The following is a 17,633-nucleotide window of genomic DNA, read 5'->3' as shown; positions in this document are numbered from 1 at the left end:
CCCTAAGCGCAGTGGCCAATCCAAGAAGATTAGCGCAGCCCGTACAGCAAAGATCGCAGCCTTCGGCAGCTCCTACACCGACCGCGTTCACCCAATGTTAGGTGAACGCTGACTGTAGGAGCTGCCGAAGGCTGCGATCTTTTCCGGGGCGCCAGTATATCGACCCGAACGAAGGCTTACTCCAAAGCTTTCCAGATATCCGTGGCGTACTCGCGAATGGTCCGGTCGGACGAGAACCAGCCCATCCTGGAGGTGCTCAACACCGCCGAACGCCACCATTCCTTCGAATCGTGCCAATGGGCTTCAACGCGCATCTGCGCGTCCCAGTAAGAGTCGAAATCGGCGCAGACCAGGAAGCGATCGTAGTCGATCAGCGAATCGATCAATCCTGTGTAACGGGAAGGATCATCCGGCGAGAACACCCCGCCGCGTATCGCTTGCAGCACGTCATTAAGCCGATGGGATGCGGCAATATCCGGCGTCGCGTTGAACTCATGGTTCTGCTTGCGCGCTTCAACCTGCTGAGCACTGAGGCCGAAGATGAACATGTGTTCGACGCCGATGCGTTCGCACATTTCCACGTTGGCCCCGTCCAGGGTGCCGATGGTCAGCGCGCCGTTGAGGCCGAACTTCATGTTGCTGGTGCCCGAGGCTTCGAAGCCTGCGGTGGAAATCTGCTCCGACAAATCCGCTGCCGGAATGATGCTTTCCGCCAGACTGACGTTGTAGTTGGGCAAGAACACCACTTTCAGCAAACCGCGCACGGTCGGGTCGTTGTTCACTACCCGGGCGATGTCGTTGGTCAGTTTGATGATCAGCTTGGCCTGGTGATAACTGGCCGCCGCCTTGCCGGCGAAGATCTTCACCCGCGGCACCCAGTCGATTTCCGGCTCGGCGCGAATCGCCTGATACAGCGCAACGGTGTGCAAAAGGTTAAGCAACTGACGTTTGTATTCGTGGATCCGTTTGACCTGCACGTCGAACATCGCCGCCGGGTTGACCGCAACGCCAAGTCGCTCGTGAATGATGTATGCCAAGGCTTTCTTGCTGTGCAGCCGCTGCTCGGCGAATGCCTTGCGGAACGCGGCTTTCTCGGCAAATGGCTCCAGGTCGAGCAAACGCTCTTCGGCGTTGTCCAGCAAATCCGGGCCGAGGGCGTCGACCATCATTGAGGTCAGTTCGGGGTTGGCCTGGTAAAGCCAACGGCGGAAGGTGATGCCGTTGGTCTTGTTGTTGATCCGGTCCGGGTAGAGTTTGTGCAGCTCGGAGAACACCGTTTTGCGCATCAACTGCGTGTGCAGCCCGGACACGCCGTTGACGCTGTGGGAGCCAAGGAACGCCAGGTTGCCCATGCGCACACGGCGACCGTTGTCTTCCTCGATCAGCGACACCGCGCGCAGCACCTCGAAGTCATGGATACCCTTGGCCCGCAGCGAATCGATGTGCTGGGCGTTGATCAAATAAATGATCTGCATGTGCCGCGGCAACATCCGCTCCATCAAACCGACCGGCCAGGTTTCCAGCGCTTCCGGCAGCAGCGTGTGGTTGGTGTAGGACAGCGTGTCGACGGTGACTTGCCACGCCGCATCCCACGCGACGTCGTAAACGTCGACCAGCTGACGCATCAGCTCGGCCACGGCAATCGAAGGGTGGGTGTCGTTGAGCTGGATCGCGGCATGATCGCCCAGGGTCAGGACCGTGGTGTGCATGTTGCGATGGCGGCGCAGCAAGTCCTGCAAGGAAGCGGCGACGAAGAAATACTCCTGACGCAGGCGCAGTTCCTGGCCCGCTTCGGTGCTGTCCGCCGGGTAGAGCACACGGGAAATACTTTCGGCCCGGGCCACTTCTGCTACGGCGCCCAAGTGGTCGCCGGCGTTGAAGCGTTCCAGGTGCAAATCTTCCATGGCCCGGGCGCGCCACAGGCGCAGCGTGTTGACGCTCGCCCCGCGCCAGCCGACGACCGGCGTGTCATAAGCAATCGCGCGAACGGTTTCCGCTGGCGTCCAGACTTGCTTGGACTTGCCCGCTTCGTCGGTGACGGTTTCGACACTGCCGCCGAAACCGATCGGGTAAACAACCTCTGGCCGTTCGAACTCCCAAGGGTTACCGAAATCCAGCCAGTGTTCGGTCTGTTCCTGTTGCCAGCCGTCGACGATGGCCTGGCGGAACAAGCCGTGTTCGTAACGAATGCCGTAACCGTGGCCGGCAATGCCGAGGGTCGACATGCTTTCCATGAAGCACGCGGCCAGACGACCGAGGCCGCCGTTGCCCAGCGCTGCGTCGGGCTCCAGCAGGCGGATGCGCTCAAGGTCGACGCCGAGCTCAGTCAGGGCCTCGCGGGCGACGTCCAGCAGGCCAAGGTTGCTCAGGCTGTCGTAGAGCAGACGGCCGATCAGAAATTCGAGGGAGAGGTAATAAACCCGCTTTTGACCTTTGCGGTAAATCTGCCGGGTGTGATCCATCCAGTGCTCGACCATATGATCGCGCGCCGCCAGGGCAATGGCTTCGAACCAGTCGTGGTCGAAGGCGTGATCCGGGTCTTTGCCCACCGCGTAGGTGAGTTTGGTCAAGACGGCGTCGCGGAATGCGGCCACCTCTGCTTCGCGAACAAGTGGTTCTTGAGTCATCGATAGGACCTCGAGCGAGCTTGGAATTGTCTGAGCCTAGACGGTCTGACAGGCCGTTGGAACTCTGGTTCGGCAGTTTTTCCTGATAGTGCGAGATAGATCGACATTACCTTGTCGCGCACCGGAAAGAATGCAGGGGCCGTGCCGGGTTACAGGTGTTATTGGGCGGCATACGAAAAAATCTGGCGAAAGGTTGTTCAAAAATCCACCAGTCCCGGTATGATCGCGCGCCCTGATGCACGCTGGTAACAACCGATGATGAAGTCCAACCTGATCGCCGCCGCGGAGATCGATCGCCTCGATACCTGGGCCAAGTACTCCGCCCCGATGTGTGGTTCGTGCGTTTCCAGCTGCTGCACCCTGCCGGTCGAGGTCAAGATCAAGGATCTGATCCGTATCGGCATCGTCGATGAATTCGAGCGCGGCGAGCCGCCGAAGAACATCGCCAAGCGCCTGCAGAAGGAAGGGATCGTCGAGCGTTACAACCAGAAGTCCGAGATCTTCACCCTTCAGCGCATGAGCAACAACGATTGCCTGTACCTGGATCGTAAGAGCCGTCTGTGCACTATTTATGAAAAGCGCCCGGATACTTGCCGCAACCACCCGAAAATCGGGCCGCGGCCGGGGTATTGCGCTTACAAGCCTAAAGAAGTGGCGCGTGAGACCAGCGAGAGCCGCCGCACTCTCGAGAAGTTTTAACCCCACCTCGATCCCCGTAGCAGCTGTCGAGCTCCAGCGAGGCTGCGTTATGTGGCGAGGGGATTTATCCCCGTTGGGTCGCGAAGCGGCCCCAAGCTTGCAGCCCCGTTTTGTCTGACACACCGCATGCAATGGTTTTACGACTGCTGCGCAGCCGGACGGGGATAAATCCCCTCGCCACATAACGCAGCCTCGCTGGAGCTCGACAGCTGCTACAGAGACGAACGAGTCGCTACAGCCAGACAAACAAAAACGCCCCCGACCTTGCGGTCGGGGGCGTTTTTTTTAGCAGCTAACTAAGTCGAAACTCAGTTACCGGCTTTCTTGGCAGCGCGGGTACGCTCGCTTTCGCCCAGGATCTTCTTACGAAGACGGATGGACTTAGGAGTGACTTCGCACAGTTCGTCTTCTTGCACGAACTCAAGAGCTTGTTCCAGGGTGAAACGGATAGGCGGAACCAAAGCGATGGTTTCGTCTTTACCCGAGGCACGCATGTTGTCGAGCTTCTTGCCTTTGGTTGGGTTGACGCCCAGGTCGTTGTCGCGGCTGTTGATGCCGACGATTTGACCTTCGTACACGTCTTCACCGTGACCCAGGAACAGTTTGCCGCGAGCTTGCAGGGTTTCCAGCGAGTAAGTCAGAGCCTTACCGGTAGCAACCGAAACCAGCACGCCGTTCTGACGGCCGGACATGTCGCCGGACTTCATCACGTCGTAACGGTCGAAGATCGAGGTCAGGATGCCTGCACCGGAGGTCAGGGTCAGGAACTCGTTACGGAAACCGATCAAGCCACGAGCCGGGATGTTGTACTCAAGGCGCACACGGCCCTTGCCATCCGGAACCATGTTGGTCAGGTCGCCCTTACGGATACCGATCTGTTCCATGATCGAACCTTGCGATTCTTCTGGCAGGTCGATGGTCACGTTTTCGTACGGTTCGTGCTTGACGCCGTCAACCATGCGGATGATCACTTCCGGACGACCAACACCCATTTCGAAGCCTTCGCGACGCATGGTTTCGATCAGCACCGAGAGGTGCAGCTCACCACGGCCGGAGACTTTGAACTTGTCGGCGGTGTCGCCTTCTTCAACGCGCAGGGCAACGTTGTAGAGCAGTTCTTTGTCCAGACGCTCTTTGATGTTACGGCTGGTGACGAACTTGCCTTCACGACCGCAGAACGGCGAGTCGTTAACCTGGAAGGTCATGGAAACGGTTGGTTCGTCAACGGTCAGCGGCTTCATCGCTTCGACGTTCAGTGGGTCGCACAGAGTGTCGGAGATGAACAGCTGGTCGAAGCCGCTGATGCAGACGATGTCGCCGGCAGCTGCTTCGTCAACGTCGATACGGTGCAGACCGTGGTGACCCATCAGCTTCAAGATACGACCGTTACGGCGCTTGCCGTCGGCGTCGATAGCCACAACTTGAGTGTTCGGCTTGACGCGACCACGGGCGATACGGCCAACGCCGATAACACCCAGGAAGCTGTTGTAGTCCAGTGCCGAGATTTGCATCTGGAACGGACCGTCACGGTCAACTTTTGGAGCCGGTACGTGGTCAATGATCGCCTGGTACAGCGGGGTCATGTCTTCAGCCATGTCGGTGTGTTCCAGACCGGCAATGCCGTTCAGGGCCGAGGCGTAGACGACTTTGAAGTCCAGCTGTTCTTCGGTAGCACCCAGGTTGTCGAACAGGTCGAAGATCTGGTCCAGAACCCAGTCCGGACGCGCGCCTGGACGGTCAACCTTGTTGATGACCACGATTGGACGCAGGCCGGCTTCGAAAGCCTTCTTGGTCACGAAACGGGTTTGCGGCATAGGGCCGTCTTGAGCGTCAACCAGCAGCAGAACGGAGTCAACCATCGACATTACGCGTTCAACTTCGCCGCCGAAGTCGGCGTGGCCCGGGGTGTCCACGATGTTGATGTGGTGGCCGTTCCAGTTGATGGCGGTGTTTTTCGCCAGAATGGTAATACCGCGCTCTTTCTCCTGGTCGTTGGAGTCCATCACGCGCTCGTCGTTGAGCTCGTTGCGCTCCAGGGTGCCGGATTGACGCAAGAGTTTGTCTACCAGGGTGGTCTTACCATGGTCAACGTGAGCAATGATGGCGATGTTGCGTAGATTTTCGATCACTTGTGTATCTCGATCAGAGGATTCGGTGTGCTGACAAGTCTTGGCAGCGATTAACAGTAGAGTCCGGCAAAGCCGTTACAGCTTGACGGCGGCGTCGGGGGGCCGGTGACGCAGGCCACAGGCAAACAGCCCCGGGCACTTAGCTCGGTCGATAAACGCGCACATTGGCATGCCCCTCACTGAGCAAATGGTGGGCATGCAGGCGACTCATCACGCCTTTGTCGCAATACAGCAGGTACTGGCGAGTAGGGTCCAGTTCCTTGAAACGAGCGTTCAATGCATAAAACGGCATCGTTTGTACCTCAATGCCAACGAGGCCCAGCGGGTCGTCTTCAGCGGCATCCGGATGACGGATGTCGATGACGATCTGACCAGCCAGCGCTTCGCTGACTTCTTCGATCTGCAAGTCCTGGCCCAATTCGTCGATCACGCGATCGATCGGCACCAGTTTGGCGTTCTCGAGCGCACGCTCAAGTACTGCCATGTCGAACTGTTGTTCTTCGTACTCCACGCGTGGACGCTTGGCGTGGGTCTTGGGGTTCACCGAGATGACCCCGCAGTATTCCGGCATGTGCTTGGCGAAGTCGGCAGTACCGATTTCGTTGGCCAGGTCGATGATGTCCTGCTTGTGACTGGCGATCAGCGGACGCAAGACCAGCTTGTCGGTCACGCAGTCGATCACGGACAGGTTCGGCAGCGTCTGGCTCGACACCTGGGAAATCGCTTCGCCGGTGACCAGCGCATCGATCTCCAGCCGATCGGCAATACGGGAAGCAGCGCGCAACATCATACGCTTCAAAACTACGCCCATATGACTGTTATCGACTTTCCCGAGAATTTCTCCCAGTACTTCCTCGAACGGCACACTCACAAATAACACGCGTTGGGAGCTGCCGTACTTCTTCCAGATGAAGTGCGCGACTTCCATAACGCCCAGTTCATGGGCTCGTCCGCCCAGATTGAAGAAGCAGAAATGGCTCATCAGCCCGCGGCGCATGATCTGGTAAGCAGCAACAGTGGAATCGAAGCCGCCGGACATCAGCACAAGTGTCTGTTCCAGTGCACCCAGCGGATAACCGCCGATGCTGTTGTGCTGGTTGTGGATCACGAACAACCGTTTGTCGCGAATTTCGATGCGAACTTCGATTTCCGGCTCTTTCAGCGAGATTCCGGCGGCGCCGCACTGACGACGCAGTTGGCTGCCGACGTATTTCTCGACGTCCATCGAACTGAATTCATGCTTGCCGGCACGCTTGCAGCGCACCGAAAAAATCTTCCCCGCCAACGCATCACCAAAGTGCTGCTTGCACTTGGCGACGATGTCGTCGAAGTCGCCCAACGGGTATTCGTCGACCTGCAGGAAATGCGCGATGCCCGGCATGCAGCTCAGGCGCTCGGTCATCTCCTTCAGGGCTTTGGGCTCGGCCACGCGGGTTTCAAGCTCGAGATTGTCCCACACACCGTTCACCACCACAGCCGGGTCCAGGTCGCGGAGCACGGTACGGATGTTTTTGGCCAACTGGCGGATGAAACGCATCCGTACCGGGCGGCTCTTGATGGTGATCTCGGGGAAGACTTTTACGATTAGTTTCATGAAAACAGCGCGCGCTGGGCCAGCCGAAAAAGGGGGGCGCGGATTATAGCGGAAATTGCTCAAGGTTTAACCAGTTAATGTTCAGAAGGTTTTGCACGCACCAAAACAGGTCATTTGTTGAATTTAACGCTACATTACGGGGCGCGATTTTCAGTAATGCGCTGCTTTGTTCCTTTATAAGCGTGAAATTGGGGCAAAAAACCCATGGTGGGGCACTGGCATGCAATTTGCTCCCTTGTGAGGCAGGTTGCCTTGGCAGAGTATTCGCGCCGGCATCACCCACATTCTAAGGGCATCCACTACTAAGCCCGAAGCCACCCGGAGGACACTATGTCGAAGTCGGTTCAACTCATCAAAGATCATGACGTCAAGTGGATTGATCTGCGCTTCACGGACACCAAAGGCACTCAGCACCACGTGACCATGCCGGCTCGCGACGCGCTGGATGACGCTTTCTTTGAAGAAGGCAAAATGTTCGACGGTTCCTCCATCGCTGGCTGGAAAGGCATCGAAGCTTCCGACATGATCCTGCTGCCGGACGACAGCACTGCCGTTCTCGACCCGTTCACCGAAGACCCAACGCTGATCATCGTTTGCGATGTAATCGAGCCTTCGACCATGCAAGGCTACGATCGCGACCCACGTGCGATCGCCAAGCGTGCCGAGGAATACCTGAAGTCGACCGGTATCGGCGATACCGTTTTCGTTGGCCCGGAGCCTGAGTTCTTCATCTTCGATCAAGTGAAGTTCAAGTCCGACATCTCCGGCTCGATGTTCAAAATCTTCTCCGAACAAGGTTCGTGGATGTCCGACCAGGACATCGAAGGCGGCAACCATGGCCACCGCCCAGGTATCAAAGGTGGTTACTTCCCGGTTCCGCCGTTCGACCACGACCACGAAATCCGTACCTCCATGTGCAACGCCATGGAAGAAATGGGCCTGGTCATCGAAGTTCACCACCACGAAGTGGCGACTGCCGGTCAGAACGAAATCGGCGTGAAGTTCAACACCCTGGTAGCCAAGGCTGACGAAGTTCAGACCCTGAAGTACTGCGTACACAACGTGGCTGTCGCTTATGGCCGCACCGCAACCTTCATGCCTAAGCCTCTGTACGGCGACAACGGTTCGGGTATGCACGTCCACCTGTCCATCGCCAAAGATGGCAAGAACACCTTCGCTGGCGAAGGCTATGCCGGCCTGTCCGACACCGCCCTGTACTTCATCGGCGGCATCATCAAGCACGGTAAAGCACTGAACGGCTTCACCAACCCGTCGACCAACTCCTACAAGCGTCTGGTCCCAGGTTTCGAAGCTCCAGTAATGCTGGCCTACTCGGCTCGCAACCGTTCCGCTTCGATCCGTATTCCTTACGTGTCCAGCCCTCGCGCTCGCCGTATCGAAGCTCGCTTCCCGGATCCAGCAGCCAACCCGTACCTGGCCTTCGCTGCCCTGGTAATGGCCGGCCTGGACGGTATCCAGAACAAGATCCACCCTGGCGACGCAGCTGACAAAAACCTGTACGACCTGCCGCCTGAAGAGGCGAAAGAGATCCCACAAGTTTGCGGCAGCCTGAAAGAAGCCCTGGAAGAGCTGGACAAAGGTCGTGCGTTCCTGACCAAAGGCGGCGTTTTCAGCGACGACTTCATCGACGCTTACATCGCCCTGAAAAGCGAAGAAGAAATCAAAGTACGTACCTTTGTACACCCACTGGAATACGAGCTGTACTACAGCTGCTAATCCAGTAGCGCCTGCGCAAGCGGCGTGACAAAAAAGAGGCCTCCTTCGGGAGGCCTTTTTTATGCCCGGGATTCAGAGATTGGTGATGAACCCTGTGGGAGCGAGCCTGCTCGCGAAGGCGGGTGATCATTCAACATTGATATTGACTGACTTGGCGCTTTCGCGAGCAGGCTCGCTCCCACAGGGGGGTTGTGGTGTCTGGGAGATATTCGTTAAATCATGCCCAAATGTTAACAACTTGGGTCAACCACCGCCCCTGACCTATGCTGCAACCCAACGCCTTCGTTTCTGGTCGATTTTATGGGTCGTGGTTTTCTATTCATCCTGCTGCTGATCGCCTTGCCCGCCGCCGCGCAGATCTATAAGTACACCGACGCCGACGGCAACACCGCCTACAGCAATCAACCGCCCGATGGCGTGAAGGCTCAGCCGGTCGAATTGCCACCGCTGAACAGGGTTGAGCCCCAAGCCCCTTCTGCGCCACCTGTCGAAGCCACCCGCCGCGAACAGCCGCACAGCGCTTACGAGATGCTGGAGCTGACCAACTTACCCACTACCGAAGCGCTGCGTGCCAACAACGGCACTTTCACCGTCAATGTGCTGATCAAACCCCGCCTGCAAGGCCCACATTTGTTCAGGCTGGTGCTGGACGATCAACCTTACGGCCAGCCGAGCAACGTGCCGATCCTGCAACTGGTCAATATTGATCGCGGCACGCACAGCCTCGCGGTGCAGGTGATCGACGGGGAAAACATCGTTCAACAAAGTCCCTCCGTGACGTTCACCGTACAACGGGTGCATAAGCCGTGAGGCTGTGGCTGCTGATCACCTGCTTGATAGCCCTGCCGGTGACGGCCGAGGTTTTCACCTACGTCGACGCCCAGGGCAATCGGGTCTACACCGACCAGCCAGGCTCCCGCAACGCCAAGCGCGTGCCGCTGGCGCCGAGTAACCGCATGTCCGCCAACCCTGGCGGCGCAGCACCGGTGATGACTGGAAAGAAGCCCGAAACAAAACCACTGTTTCACTACGACATGCTGAGAGTCCTGGTGCCAGAGCCAGACACCACGGTGCGCAGCAGTGCTGGCGAGATTATCGTCAGCGTCACCAGCGAACCCGGCCTGCAACGCGGTCACCGCTACCGATTGCTACTCGACGGCCAACCTACCGCAGCGCCCGGCCTGAGCCCGGTGTTCGCCCTGAGCAACATCGATCGCGGCAGCCATAACCTCTCCGTGGAAATTCTTGACGAGCAAGGCCGCACGGTCGAGCGCACAGCCAACCAGCCGTTCCACATGCTGCGCATCTCCCTCGCGCAGAAACGCCAGGTCAAACCCTGCGCCCTCCCCGATTACGGTCAACGGCCGGAATGCCCGCTCAAAGACAAACCCGTAGAAGAAAAAAATCCCTTCCTGCGCTTCTTTTAACACCGCTCAGGTTTGCGCACTATATTGGTGCAATTGGTTGCACCGTACTCACATCCCATCCCATTTTGGTTCGAAAGTACCCGTCAAAGCTGGCAGAACGCCACGCAAACGAGCGTCAAACGCCTGTTTCAGGCCTTAAACGCTTCTTTTCGGAGCCTTGGTTTGGTTTTTGCATTTTCCTCGTAAACGCGCGTTATTCATGCGCATGCCCTGCTCCAAAAGAGGTCCTGATGACCATTAGCGACGCACTACACCGCTTGCTACTCGACAACCTGACCACCGCCACCATCTTGCTCGACGCCGAACTGCGCCTCGAGTACATGAACCCGGCAGCGGAGATGCTCCTGGCCATCAGCGGTCAGCGTAGCCATGGGCAGTTCATCAGCGAGTTGTTCACCGAATCCACCGAAGCGCTGAACTCCCTGCGCCAGGCGGTCGAGCAGGCCCACCCGTTCACCAAGCGCGAAGCGATGCTCACCGCCCTCACCGGCCAGACCCTGACCGTTGACTACGCGGTAACACCGATCCTCAGCAACGGCGACACGATGCTGCTGCTGGAAGTCCACCCCCGTGACCGCTTGCTGCGGATCACCAAGGAAGAAGCGCAGCTGTCCAAACAGGAAACCAGCAAGATGCTGGTGCGCGGCCTCGCTCACGAAATCAAGAACCCGCTGGGCGGGATTCGCGGCGCCGCACAACTGCTGGCCCGTGAGCTGCCGGAAGAAAGCCTGCGGGACTACACCAACGTCATCATCGAAGAAGCCGACCGCCTGAGAAACCTCGTGGACCGGATGCTCGGCTCCAACAAGTTGCCATCCCTGGCCATGTGCAATATCCACGAAGTGCTGGAGCGGGTTTCCCATCTGGTCGAGGCCGAAAGCCAGGGCTGCATCACCTTGGTGCGCGACTACGACCCAAGCATTCCCGACGTGTTGATCGACCGCGAACAGATGATTCAGGCCGTGCTGAACATTGTGCGTAATGCGATGCAGGCCATCAGCAGCCAGAACGAGCTTCGCCTCGGCCGGATCAGTTTGCGCACCCGCGCCATGCGCCAGTTCACCATCGGCCACGTGCGCCATCGCCTGGTGACCAAGATCGAAATCATCGACAACGGCCCGGGTATTCCCGCGGAGTTGCAGGAAACCATCTTCTTTCCCATGGTCAGCGGCCGCCCGGACGGTACCGGGCTGGGCCTGGCCATTACCCAGAACATCATCAGCCAGCACCAGGGCCTGATCGAATGTGACAGCCATCCAGGCCACACCACCTTCTCGATCTTTCTGCCACTGGAACAAGGAGCCACATCGACATGAGCCGTAGTGAAACCGTGTGGATCGTCGATGACGACCGTTCTATCCGTTGGGTCCTGGAAAAAGCCTTGCAGCAAGAAGGCATGACCACGCAAAGCTTCGACAGCGCCGATGGCGTAATGAGCCGCCTGGCGCGCCAGCAGCCGGACGTGATCATCTCCGACATTCGCATGCCGGGCGCCAGTGGCCTGGACCTTCTGGCGCGGATTCGCGAACAACACCCACGGCTGCCGGTGATCATCATGACGGCTCACTCCGATCTGGACAGCGCTGTCGCGTCGTATCAGGGCGGTGCGTTTGAATACCTGCCCAAGCCGTTCGACGTTGACGAGGCGGTGTCGCTGGTCAAACGCGCGAACCAGCACGCCCAGGAACAGCAAGGCCTGGAAGTCCCGGTCGCCTTGACCCGCACCCCGGAAATCATCGGTGAAGCGCCGGCGATGCAGGAAGTGTTTCGCGCCATCGGGCGCTTGAGCCACTCCAACATCACTGTGCTGATCAACGGCGAATCTGGTACTGGTAAAGAGTTGGTGGCACACGCGCTGCACCGTCACAGTCCGCGTGCGGCTTCGCCGTTCATTGCGCTGAACATGGCGGCGATCCCGAAAGACCTGATGGAATCCGAGCTGTTCGGCCATGAGAAAGGCGCGTTCACCGGCGCGGCCAACCTGCGACGCGGGCGCTTTGAGCAGGCTGACGGCGGCACGCTGTTCCTCGATGAAATCGGCGACATGCCGGCTGACACCCAGACTCGTTTGCTGCGGGTGTTGGCGGACGGCGAGTTCTACCGCGTCGGCGGCCATGTGCCGGTGAAGGTCGATGTGCGAATCATCGCCGCGACGCACCAGAATCTGGAAACCCTGGTGCACGCCGGGAAATTCCGTGAGGACTTGTTCCACCGCCTCAACGTGATCCGCATCCACATTCCACGGTTGTCGGACCGTCGCGAAGACATCCCGACCCTGGCCAAGCACTTCCTAAGCCGCGCCGCTCAAGAACTGGCGGTGGAGCCGAAGCTGCTGAAAAGCGAAACCGAGGAATACCTGAAGAACCTGCCGTGGGGCGGCAACGTGCGTCAGCTGGAGAACACCTGCCGCTGGATCACGGTGATGGCTTCGGGTCGCGAAGTGCACATCAGCGACCTGCCGCCGGAGCTGCTGAACCTGCCGCAGGATTCGGCGCCGGTGACCAACTGGGAGCAAGCGCTGCGCCAGTGGGCCGATCAGGCGTTGGCTCGTGGCCAGTCGAGCCTGCTCGACAGCGCTGTACCGGCGTTCGAACGGATCATGATCGAAACCGCCCTCAAACACACCGCCGGCCGCCGCCGCGATGCCGCCGTTTTGCTGGGCTGGGGGCGTAATACCCTGACGCGCAAGATCAAGGAATTGGGGATGAAGGTTGATGGTGGGGATGATGATGAGGGGGAAGAGGGCTAAGCAGCCTTTAGCTCTTCGCTGACAGTTACATCCAATCGCGAGCAAGCTCGCTCCCACAGTGAATCTTTGGTGGTTTCATAATCGAGTGAACACCGCCGAACCCTGTGGGAGCGAGCTTGCTCGCGAAGGGGCCGGCACATCCAGCATGGATATCGACTGACCCACCGCCTTCGCGAGCAAGCCTGCTCCCACATTTTTAAAGCTTCGTGCACCGCCGCAATGCACTGTGAACCGCAATCGCGCACGGCAACCGATCCGAATCCCCGCCTGCGTTCGCAATCGAACCCCTATCGAAAAAACACGAAAGCCCCGGAATACGGGGCTTTCGACGTTTCAGCGCGACATTCTGTTTCAACTTGTTAAAACCTGGCACGCCCCCTGCAATAGTCCATTCAGTGATTCGATTCACTACCCGGTTTCGGGGACCTTGGTACAGGCAGGCCGGGGATTCCCCTCTTTACATCGGGCTCACACCGCACAAGCGACGAGCCCAAGCAGTTTTGGGGCCCTTGATACAGGCAGGTCAGGGGTTCCTTCTTTACACCGGGCTCACGACGCAATGCGCGAGCCCTTCCGTTTTGGGGACCTTGGTACAGGCAGGCCGGGGATTCCCTCTTTTATTGCTCTCGGAGATGGATCTCCAGCCGCCAGCGGTCATCGACCTCGCTACCGGCCCACTCGCCCTGCAGTGGCCGGGCCGCCACCACCGTCAGCAACAACCCCCCATCACTCAAACGCACGCGCCAGTTCACGCTCTTGTCGTTGATTTTGAGCTGACCTTTCTGCGCCTTGCCTTCAGCCTCGAACAGCAACGCGAGGCTACCGTCGACGAACTCGCCGTGAGCCTTGGGTTCATTGTTGAACCACACCACCAACCCGTCGTTCGTCACCTCGACCTGCTGCAATTCGCTGGGGTCGGGGGTGGTCAGGCGACCGATCATCAGCCCCACCATCACCCCGACAATCGCCAGCGAAGCCATCACTCGCGGGAATAGCTTCGAACGCGGGTCAGCTTCAGGCGTAGAATGCCGCTCATCTTTACCTTCGGAGCCGTGCATGTTTCACGTCATCCTTTTCCAACCAGAAATTCCGCCGAATACCGGCAACGTTATCAGGCTGTGCGCCAACAGTGGCTGCCACCTGCATTTGATCGAACCGCTGGGCTTCGAGATGGACGACAAGCGCCTGCGCCGGGCCGGCCTCGATTACCACGAGTATGCCACCCTGCAACGCCACGCAGACCTCGCCAGCTGCCTGGAGAGCCTCGGTCATCCTCGGCTGTTCGCCTTCACCACCAAGGGCTCGCGGCCGTTCCACGATGCCAGCTTCGCCGAGGGCGATGCGTTCCTGTTCGGCCCGGAAAGCCGTGGTTTGCCGGCGGAAGTACTCGATGCCCTGCCCGGCGAACAGCGCCTGCGCCTGCCGATGCGTGAAGGCTGCCGCAGCCTGAACCTGTCGAACACCGTGGCGGTCGCCGTCTACGAAGGCTGGCGCCAGCTCGGGTTCAAGTAATCCCGCGAACCAGCGTAGGAGCTGCCGAAGGCTGCGATCTTTTGATCTTCAAAATCAAGATCAAAAGATCGCAGCCTTCGGCAGCTCCTACTCGAAGGTTTCGTTTGCTCCATGAAAAAAGCGCCTTCAGAGGCGCTTTTTTCATGGAGCAAACGAAGCTTTTATTGAACGGTCGGGGTTTCGCCCGCAGCCTGCATGCGTTGCAGTTCTTGTGCGTACAGCGCGTCGAAGTTCACCGGGGCCAGCATCAGGGCCGGGAACGAACCGCGGGTGACCAGGCTGTCCAGGGTTTCGCGAGCGTACGGGAACAGGATGTTCGGGCAGAACGCGCCGAGGGTGTGGCTCATCGAAGCGTCGTCGAGGTTCTTGATCAGGAAGATCCCGGCCTGTTGCACTTCAGCAATGAACGCCACTTCGTCGCCGTTCTTCACGGTGACGGACAGGGTCAGTACGACTTCGTGGAAGTCGCCTTCCAGGGCCTTTTGACGGGTGTTCAGATCCAGACCGACGCTCGGTTCCCACTGCTGGCGGAAGATTGCCGGGCTTTTCGGGGCTTCGAAGGACAAGTCACGTACGTAGATGCGCTGCAAGGAGAATTGCGGTGCGGTTTCTTCTTCGCTAGCTGCAGTGTTCTGTTGGTCAGTCATCTCAGATCCTTTCTGATCTTGGGGTCTTATAGGGAAGGCATTCAGGCCTTGAGCATGGCGTCGAGCTTGCCGGCGCGCTCAAGGGCAAACAAATCATCACAACCACCCACGTGGGTGCTGCCGATCCAGATCTGCGGCACGGACGTACGTCCGGCCTTCTGAGCCATGGCGGCACGCACCTGCGGCTTGCCATCGACCTTGATCTCTTCGAAGGCCACGCCTTTGTTCTCGAGCAGGTACTTGGCTCGCGAACAGTAAGGGCAGTAATCGCTGGAATAGACGACGACGTTGCTCATATCACTTCACCAGCGGCAGGTTGTCGCCTTTCCAGCTGGAAATACCGCCGGAGAGCTTGGCGGCGGTGAAGCCGGACTTCATCAGTTCGCGGGCATGAGTGCCAGCAGTCTGGCCCATGGCGTCGACCAGGATGATGGTCTTGGCCTTGTGCTTTTCCAGTTCGCCGACGCGAGCGGTCAGTTTGTCGTGAGGAATGTTCACTGCGCCAACAATGTGACCGGCGGCGAAGTCCTTGTTCGAACGAATGTCGATCACAACGCCCGCGTCCTTGTTGACCAGCCCGGTCAGTTCACCGGTGCTCAGGCTGCGGCCGCCGCCTTGCATCTGATAAGCGATCAGCAACGCCAGCAGTACGACGAAGATACCGACGAGCAGATAGTGGTTAGTGGCAAATTCAATCAGGTGAGCAACCATCGAAGGAGGTTCCAGGGCGTTAAAATGTCGGCCAGTATACACAGCCACTATGGTGGGCCAAACCCCGTCCGGCGGTGACGCGGTCGGAACTTAGCTTTAAACTGCCACTCCCTTTTCCATCGCCCTCTTTTAACTCAGCCACGAGTGGAATCCATGACTACCACGCCTAAACCTTTGGTCCTGATTATTCTCGACGGCTTCGGTCACAGTGAGAGCCCTGAATCCAACGCCATCTTTGCGGCGAAGAAGCCCGTACTGGACCGTCTGTGGGCCACCGTGCCGAACGGCCTGATCTCGGGCAGCGGCATGGATGTCGGCCTGCCGGATGGCCAGATGGGCAACTCCGAAGTCGGCCACATGAACCTTGGCGCTGGTCGCGTGGTGTATCAAGACTTCACGCGCGTGACCAAATCGATCCGCGACGACGAGTTTTTCGAGAACCCGACCATCTGCGCTGCCGTCGATAAAGCCGTTGCTGCCGGCAAAGCCGTGCACTTCATGGGCCTGCTGTCCGATGGCGGCGTTCACAGCCATCAGGATCACCTGGTGGCCATGGCTGAACTGGCTTTCAAGCGCGGCGCCGAAAAAATATATCTGCACGCCTTCCTTGATGGTCGCGACACGCCGCCAAAAAGCGCTCAGTCGTCCATCGAACTGCTGGATGCGGCCTTCCAGGCCCTCGGCAAAGGCCGGATCGCCAGCATTGTCGGCCGTTACTTCGCCATGGACCGCGACAACCGTTGGGACCGCGTGTCCCAGGCTTACAACCTGATTGTCGATGGCAACGGCGAATTCAACGCCGCCACCGCACAAGAAGGTCTACAAGCCGCGTACGAACGTGGCGAGAGCGACGAATTCGTCAAAGCCACTTCCATCGGCGAGCCGGTGAAAGTCGAAGACGGCGACGCCGTGGTCTTCATGAACTTCCGTGCCGACCGCGCCCGTGAACTGACCCGCGTATTCGTCGAAGACGATTTCAAGGAATTCGAACGTGCCCGCCAGCCGAAACTGGCCGGCTTCGTCATGCTGACCCAATACGCCGCCAGCATTCCTGCGCCATCGGCCTTCGCCGCAGGCAGCCTGGACAACGTGCTGGGCGACTACCTGGCGAAAAACGGCAAGACCCAACTGCGCATCGCTGAAACCGAGAAATACGCCCACGTGACCTTCTTCTTCTCCGGCGGCCGTGAAGAACCGTTCCCGGGCGAAGAACGCATCCTGATCCCGTCGCCAAAAGTCGCCACCTATGACTTGCAGCCCGAGATGAGCGCCCCGGAAGTCACCGACCGCATCGTCGATGCCATCGAAAACCAGCGTTACGACGTGATCGTGGTCAACTACGCCAACGGCGACATGGTCGGCCACAGCGGCGTGTTCGACGCAGCGGTAAAAGCCGTTGAATGTCTGGACCTGTGCGTTGGTCGCATCGTCGAGGCGCTGGAAAAAGTCGGCGGCGAAGCGTTGATCACTGCTGACCACGGTAACGTCGAGCAAATGGCCGATGAATCCACCGGCCAGGCCCACACCGCCCACACCACCGAGCCGGTGCCGTTCATCTATGTTGGCAAGCGGGATCTGAAGGTTCGTGATGGCGGAGTGTTGGCAGATGTGGCGCCGACGATGCTGATGTTGATGGATCTTGAGAAACCAGCCGAAATGACCGGGACATCGATTCTGGTGTAACCCGACCCTTCAAACACCACCAAAACCCTGTGGGAGCGGGCTTGCTCGCGAATGCTGTGTATCAGTCGACATCAACATTGCCTGACAGCCCGCATTCGCGAGCAAGTCGAATCGTCGC

15 protein-coding genes are annotated in these 17,633 nt (G+C 58.8%); 8 read left to right on the top strand and 7 right to left on the bottom strand.

Translation table 11 applies throughout. The features are described 5' to 3' along the window. Positions 1–176 precede the first annotated feature (176 nt). On the bottom strand, positions 177–2,627 hold the full coding sequence (locus ACA059_RS01615) for a glycogen/starch/alpha-glucan phosphorylase (RefSeq protein WP_497632451.1): 2,451 nt from the start codon (positions 2,625–2,627) through the stop codon (positions 177–179). A gap of 255 nt (positions 2,628–2,882) precedes the next feature. On the opposite strand from ACA059_RS01615, the gene ACA059_RS01610 reads away from it, so the two are divergent. Beyond that, positions 2,883–3,326 (top strand): YkgJ family cysteine cluster protein, encoded by a 444-nt coding sequence (locus ACA059_RS01610; protein ID WP_008149447.1) that lies wholly within the window; start codon positions 2,883–2,885, stop codon positions 3,324–3,326. 308 nt (positions 3,327–3,634) lie between these two features. Here the strand turns inward: ACA059_RS01610 and typA are convergent, their stop codons facing one another. Further along, complete coding sequence (gene typA, locus ACA059_RS01605; RefSeq protein ID WP_033055293.1) at positions 3,635–5,455, bottom strand: translational GTPase TypA; 1,821 nt, start codon at positions 5,453–5,455, stop codon at positions 3,635–3,637. 139 nt (positions 5,456–5,594) lie between these two features. Further along, positions 5,595–7,049, bottom strand: a complete 1,455-nt coding sequence (thiI, locus tag ACA059_RS01600; protein WP_497632450.1) for a tRNA uracil 4-sulfurtransferase ThiI — start codon at positions 7,047–7,049, stop codon at positions 5,595–5,597. 330 nt (positions 7,050–7,379) lie between these two features. Between thiI and glnA the strand changes: the two genes are divergently transcribed. The 5 genes from glnA to ntrC all read left to right on the top strand — a co-directional run bounded on the left by glnA (position 7,380) and on the right by ntrC (position 12,962). Continuing rightward, the gene (gene glnA, locus ACA059_RS01595; protein WP_140668136.1) at positions 7,380–8,786 is read left to right on the top strand and encodes a glutamate--ammonia ligase; all 1,407 of its coding nucleotides are present in this window, start codon (positions 7,380–7,382) and stop codon (positions 8,784–8,786) included. A 300-nt stretch (positions 8,787–9,086) separates the two neighbouring features. Next, complete coding sequence (locus ACA059_RS01590; protein WP_497632449.1) at positions 9,087–9,596, top strand: DUF4124 domain-containing protein; 510 nt, start codon at positions 9,087–9,089, stop codon at positions 9,594–9,596. Beyond that, positions 9,593–10,213 carry a DUF4124 domain-containing protein gene (locus ACA059_RS01585; RefSeq protein ID WP_497632448.1) on the top strand — a complete coding sequence of 207 codons (621 nt, stop codon included), beginning with the start codon at positions 9,593–9,595 and terminating at the stop codon, positions 10,211–10,213. Before ACA059_RS01590 ends, ACA059_RS01585 begins: the two co-directional genes overlap by 4 nt. Before the next feature lie 230 nt (positions 10,214–10,443). Continuing rightward, positions 10,444–11,529, top strand: coding sequence for a nitrogen regulation protein NR(II) (gene glnL / locus ACA059_RS01580; protein WP_133837830.1), 1,086 nt, complete (start codon positions 10,444–10,446; stop codon positions 11,527–11,529). Continuing rightward, entirely contained in the window at positions 11,526–12,962 is a 1,437-nt protein-coding gene (gene ntrC / locus ACA059_RS01575) for a nitrogen regulation protein NR(I) (RefSeq protein WP_046052178.1), read from the top strand. The genes glnL and ntrC overlap by 4 nt, the downstream gene beginning before the upstream one ends. Before the next feature lie 617 nt (positions 12,963–13,579). On the opposite strand, the gene ACA059_RS01570 is transcribed toward ntrC, so the two are convergent. Continuing rightward, the gene (locus ACA059_RS01570; RefSeq protein WP_046052179.1) at positions 13,580–14,020 is read right to left on the bottom strand and encodes a hypothetical protein; all 441 of its coding nucleotides are present in this window, start codon (positions 14,018–14,020) and stop codon (positions 13,580–13,582) included. Here ACA059_RS01570 and ACA059_RS01565 point away from each other — a divergent pair. Beyond that, positions 14,019–14,474 (top strand): tRNA (cytidine(34)-2'-O)-methyltransferase, encoded by a 456-nt coding sequence (locus ACA059_RS01565; protein WP_007949025.1) that lies wholly within the window; start codon positions 14,019–14,021, stop codon positions 14,472–14,474. The genes ACA059_RS01570 and ACA059_RS01565 overlap by 2 nt on opposite strands. A 161-nt stretch (positions 14,475–14,635) precedes the next feature. Here the strand turns inward: ACA059_RS01565 and secB are convergent, their stop codons facing one another. From secB to ACA059_RS01550, 3 genes are read right to left on the bottom strand one after another with little or no spacing between them, the layout of a single operon-like run. After that, positions 14,636–15,121 carry a protein-export chaperone SecB gene (secB, locus tag ACA059_RS01560; RefSeq protein WP_007949026.1) on the bottom strand — a complete coding sequence of 162 codons (486 nt, stop codon included), beginning with the start codon at positions 15,119–15,121 and terminating at the stop codon, positions 14,636–14,638. Positions 15,122–15,162: 41 nt separating this feature from the next. Further along, positions 15,163–15,417: a glutaredoxin 3 gene (grxC, locus tag ACA059_RS01555; protein ID WP_008149430.1), complete on the bottom strand. Its 255-nt coding sequence runs from the start codon at positions 15,415–15,417 to the stop codon at positions 15,163–15,165. Between the two features lies 1 nt (position 15,418). Next, complete coding sequence (locus ACA059_RS01550) at positions 15,419–15,832, bottom strand: rhodanese-like domain-containing protein (protein ID WP_347802156.1); 414 nt, start codon at positions 15,830–15,832, stop codon at positions 15,419–15,421. A gap of 153 nt (positions 15,833–15,985) precedes the next feature. Between ACA059_RS01550 and gpmI the strand changes: the two genes are divergently transcribed. Then, positions 15,986–17,515, top strand: a complete 1,530-nt coding sequence (gene gpmI / locus ACA059_RS01545; RefSeq protein ID WP_497632447.1) for a 2,3-bisphosphoglycerate-independent phosphoglycerate mutase — start codon at positions 15,986–15,988, stop codon at positions 17,513–17,515. Positions 17,516–17,633 lie beyond the last annotated feature (118 nt).

Source organism: Pseudomonas sp. LBUM1647 (assembly GCF_059716175.1).
Note: the sequence above shows the minus strand (reverse complement) of the source record. Positions and strands in the feature narration are given on the sequence as shown.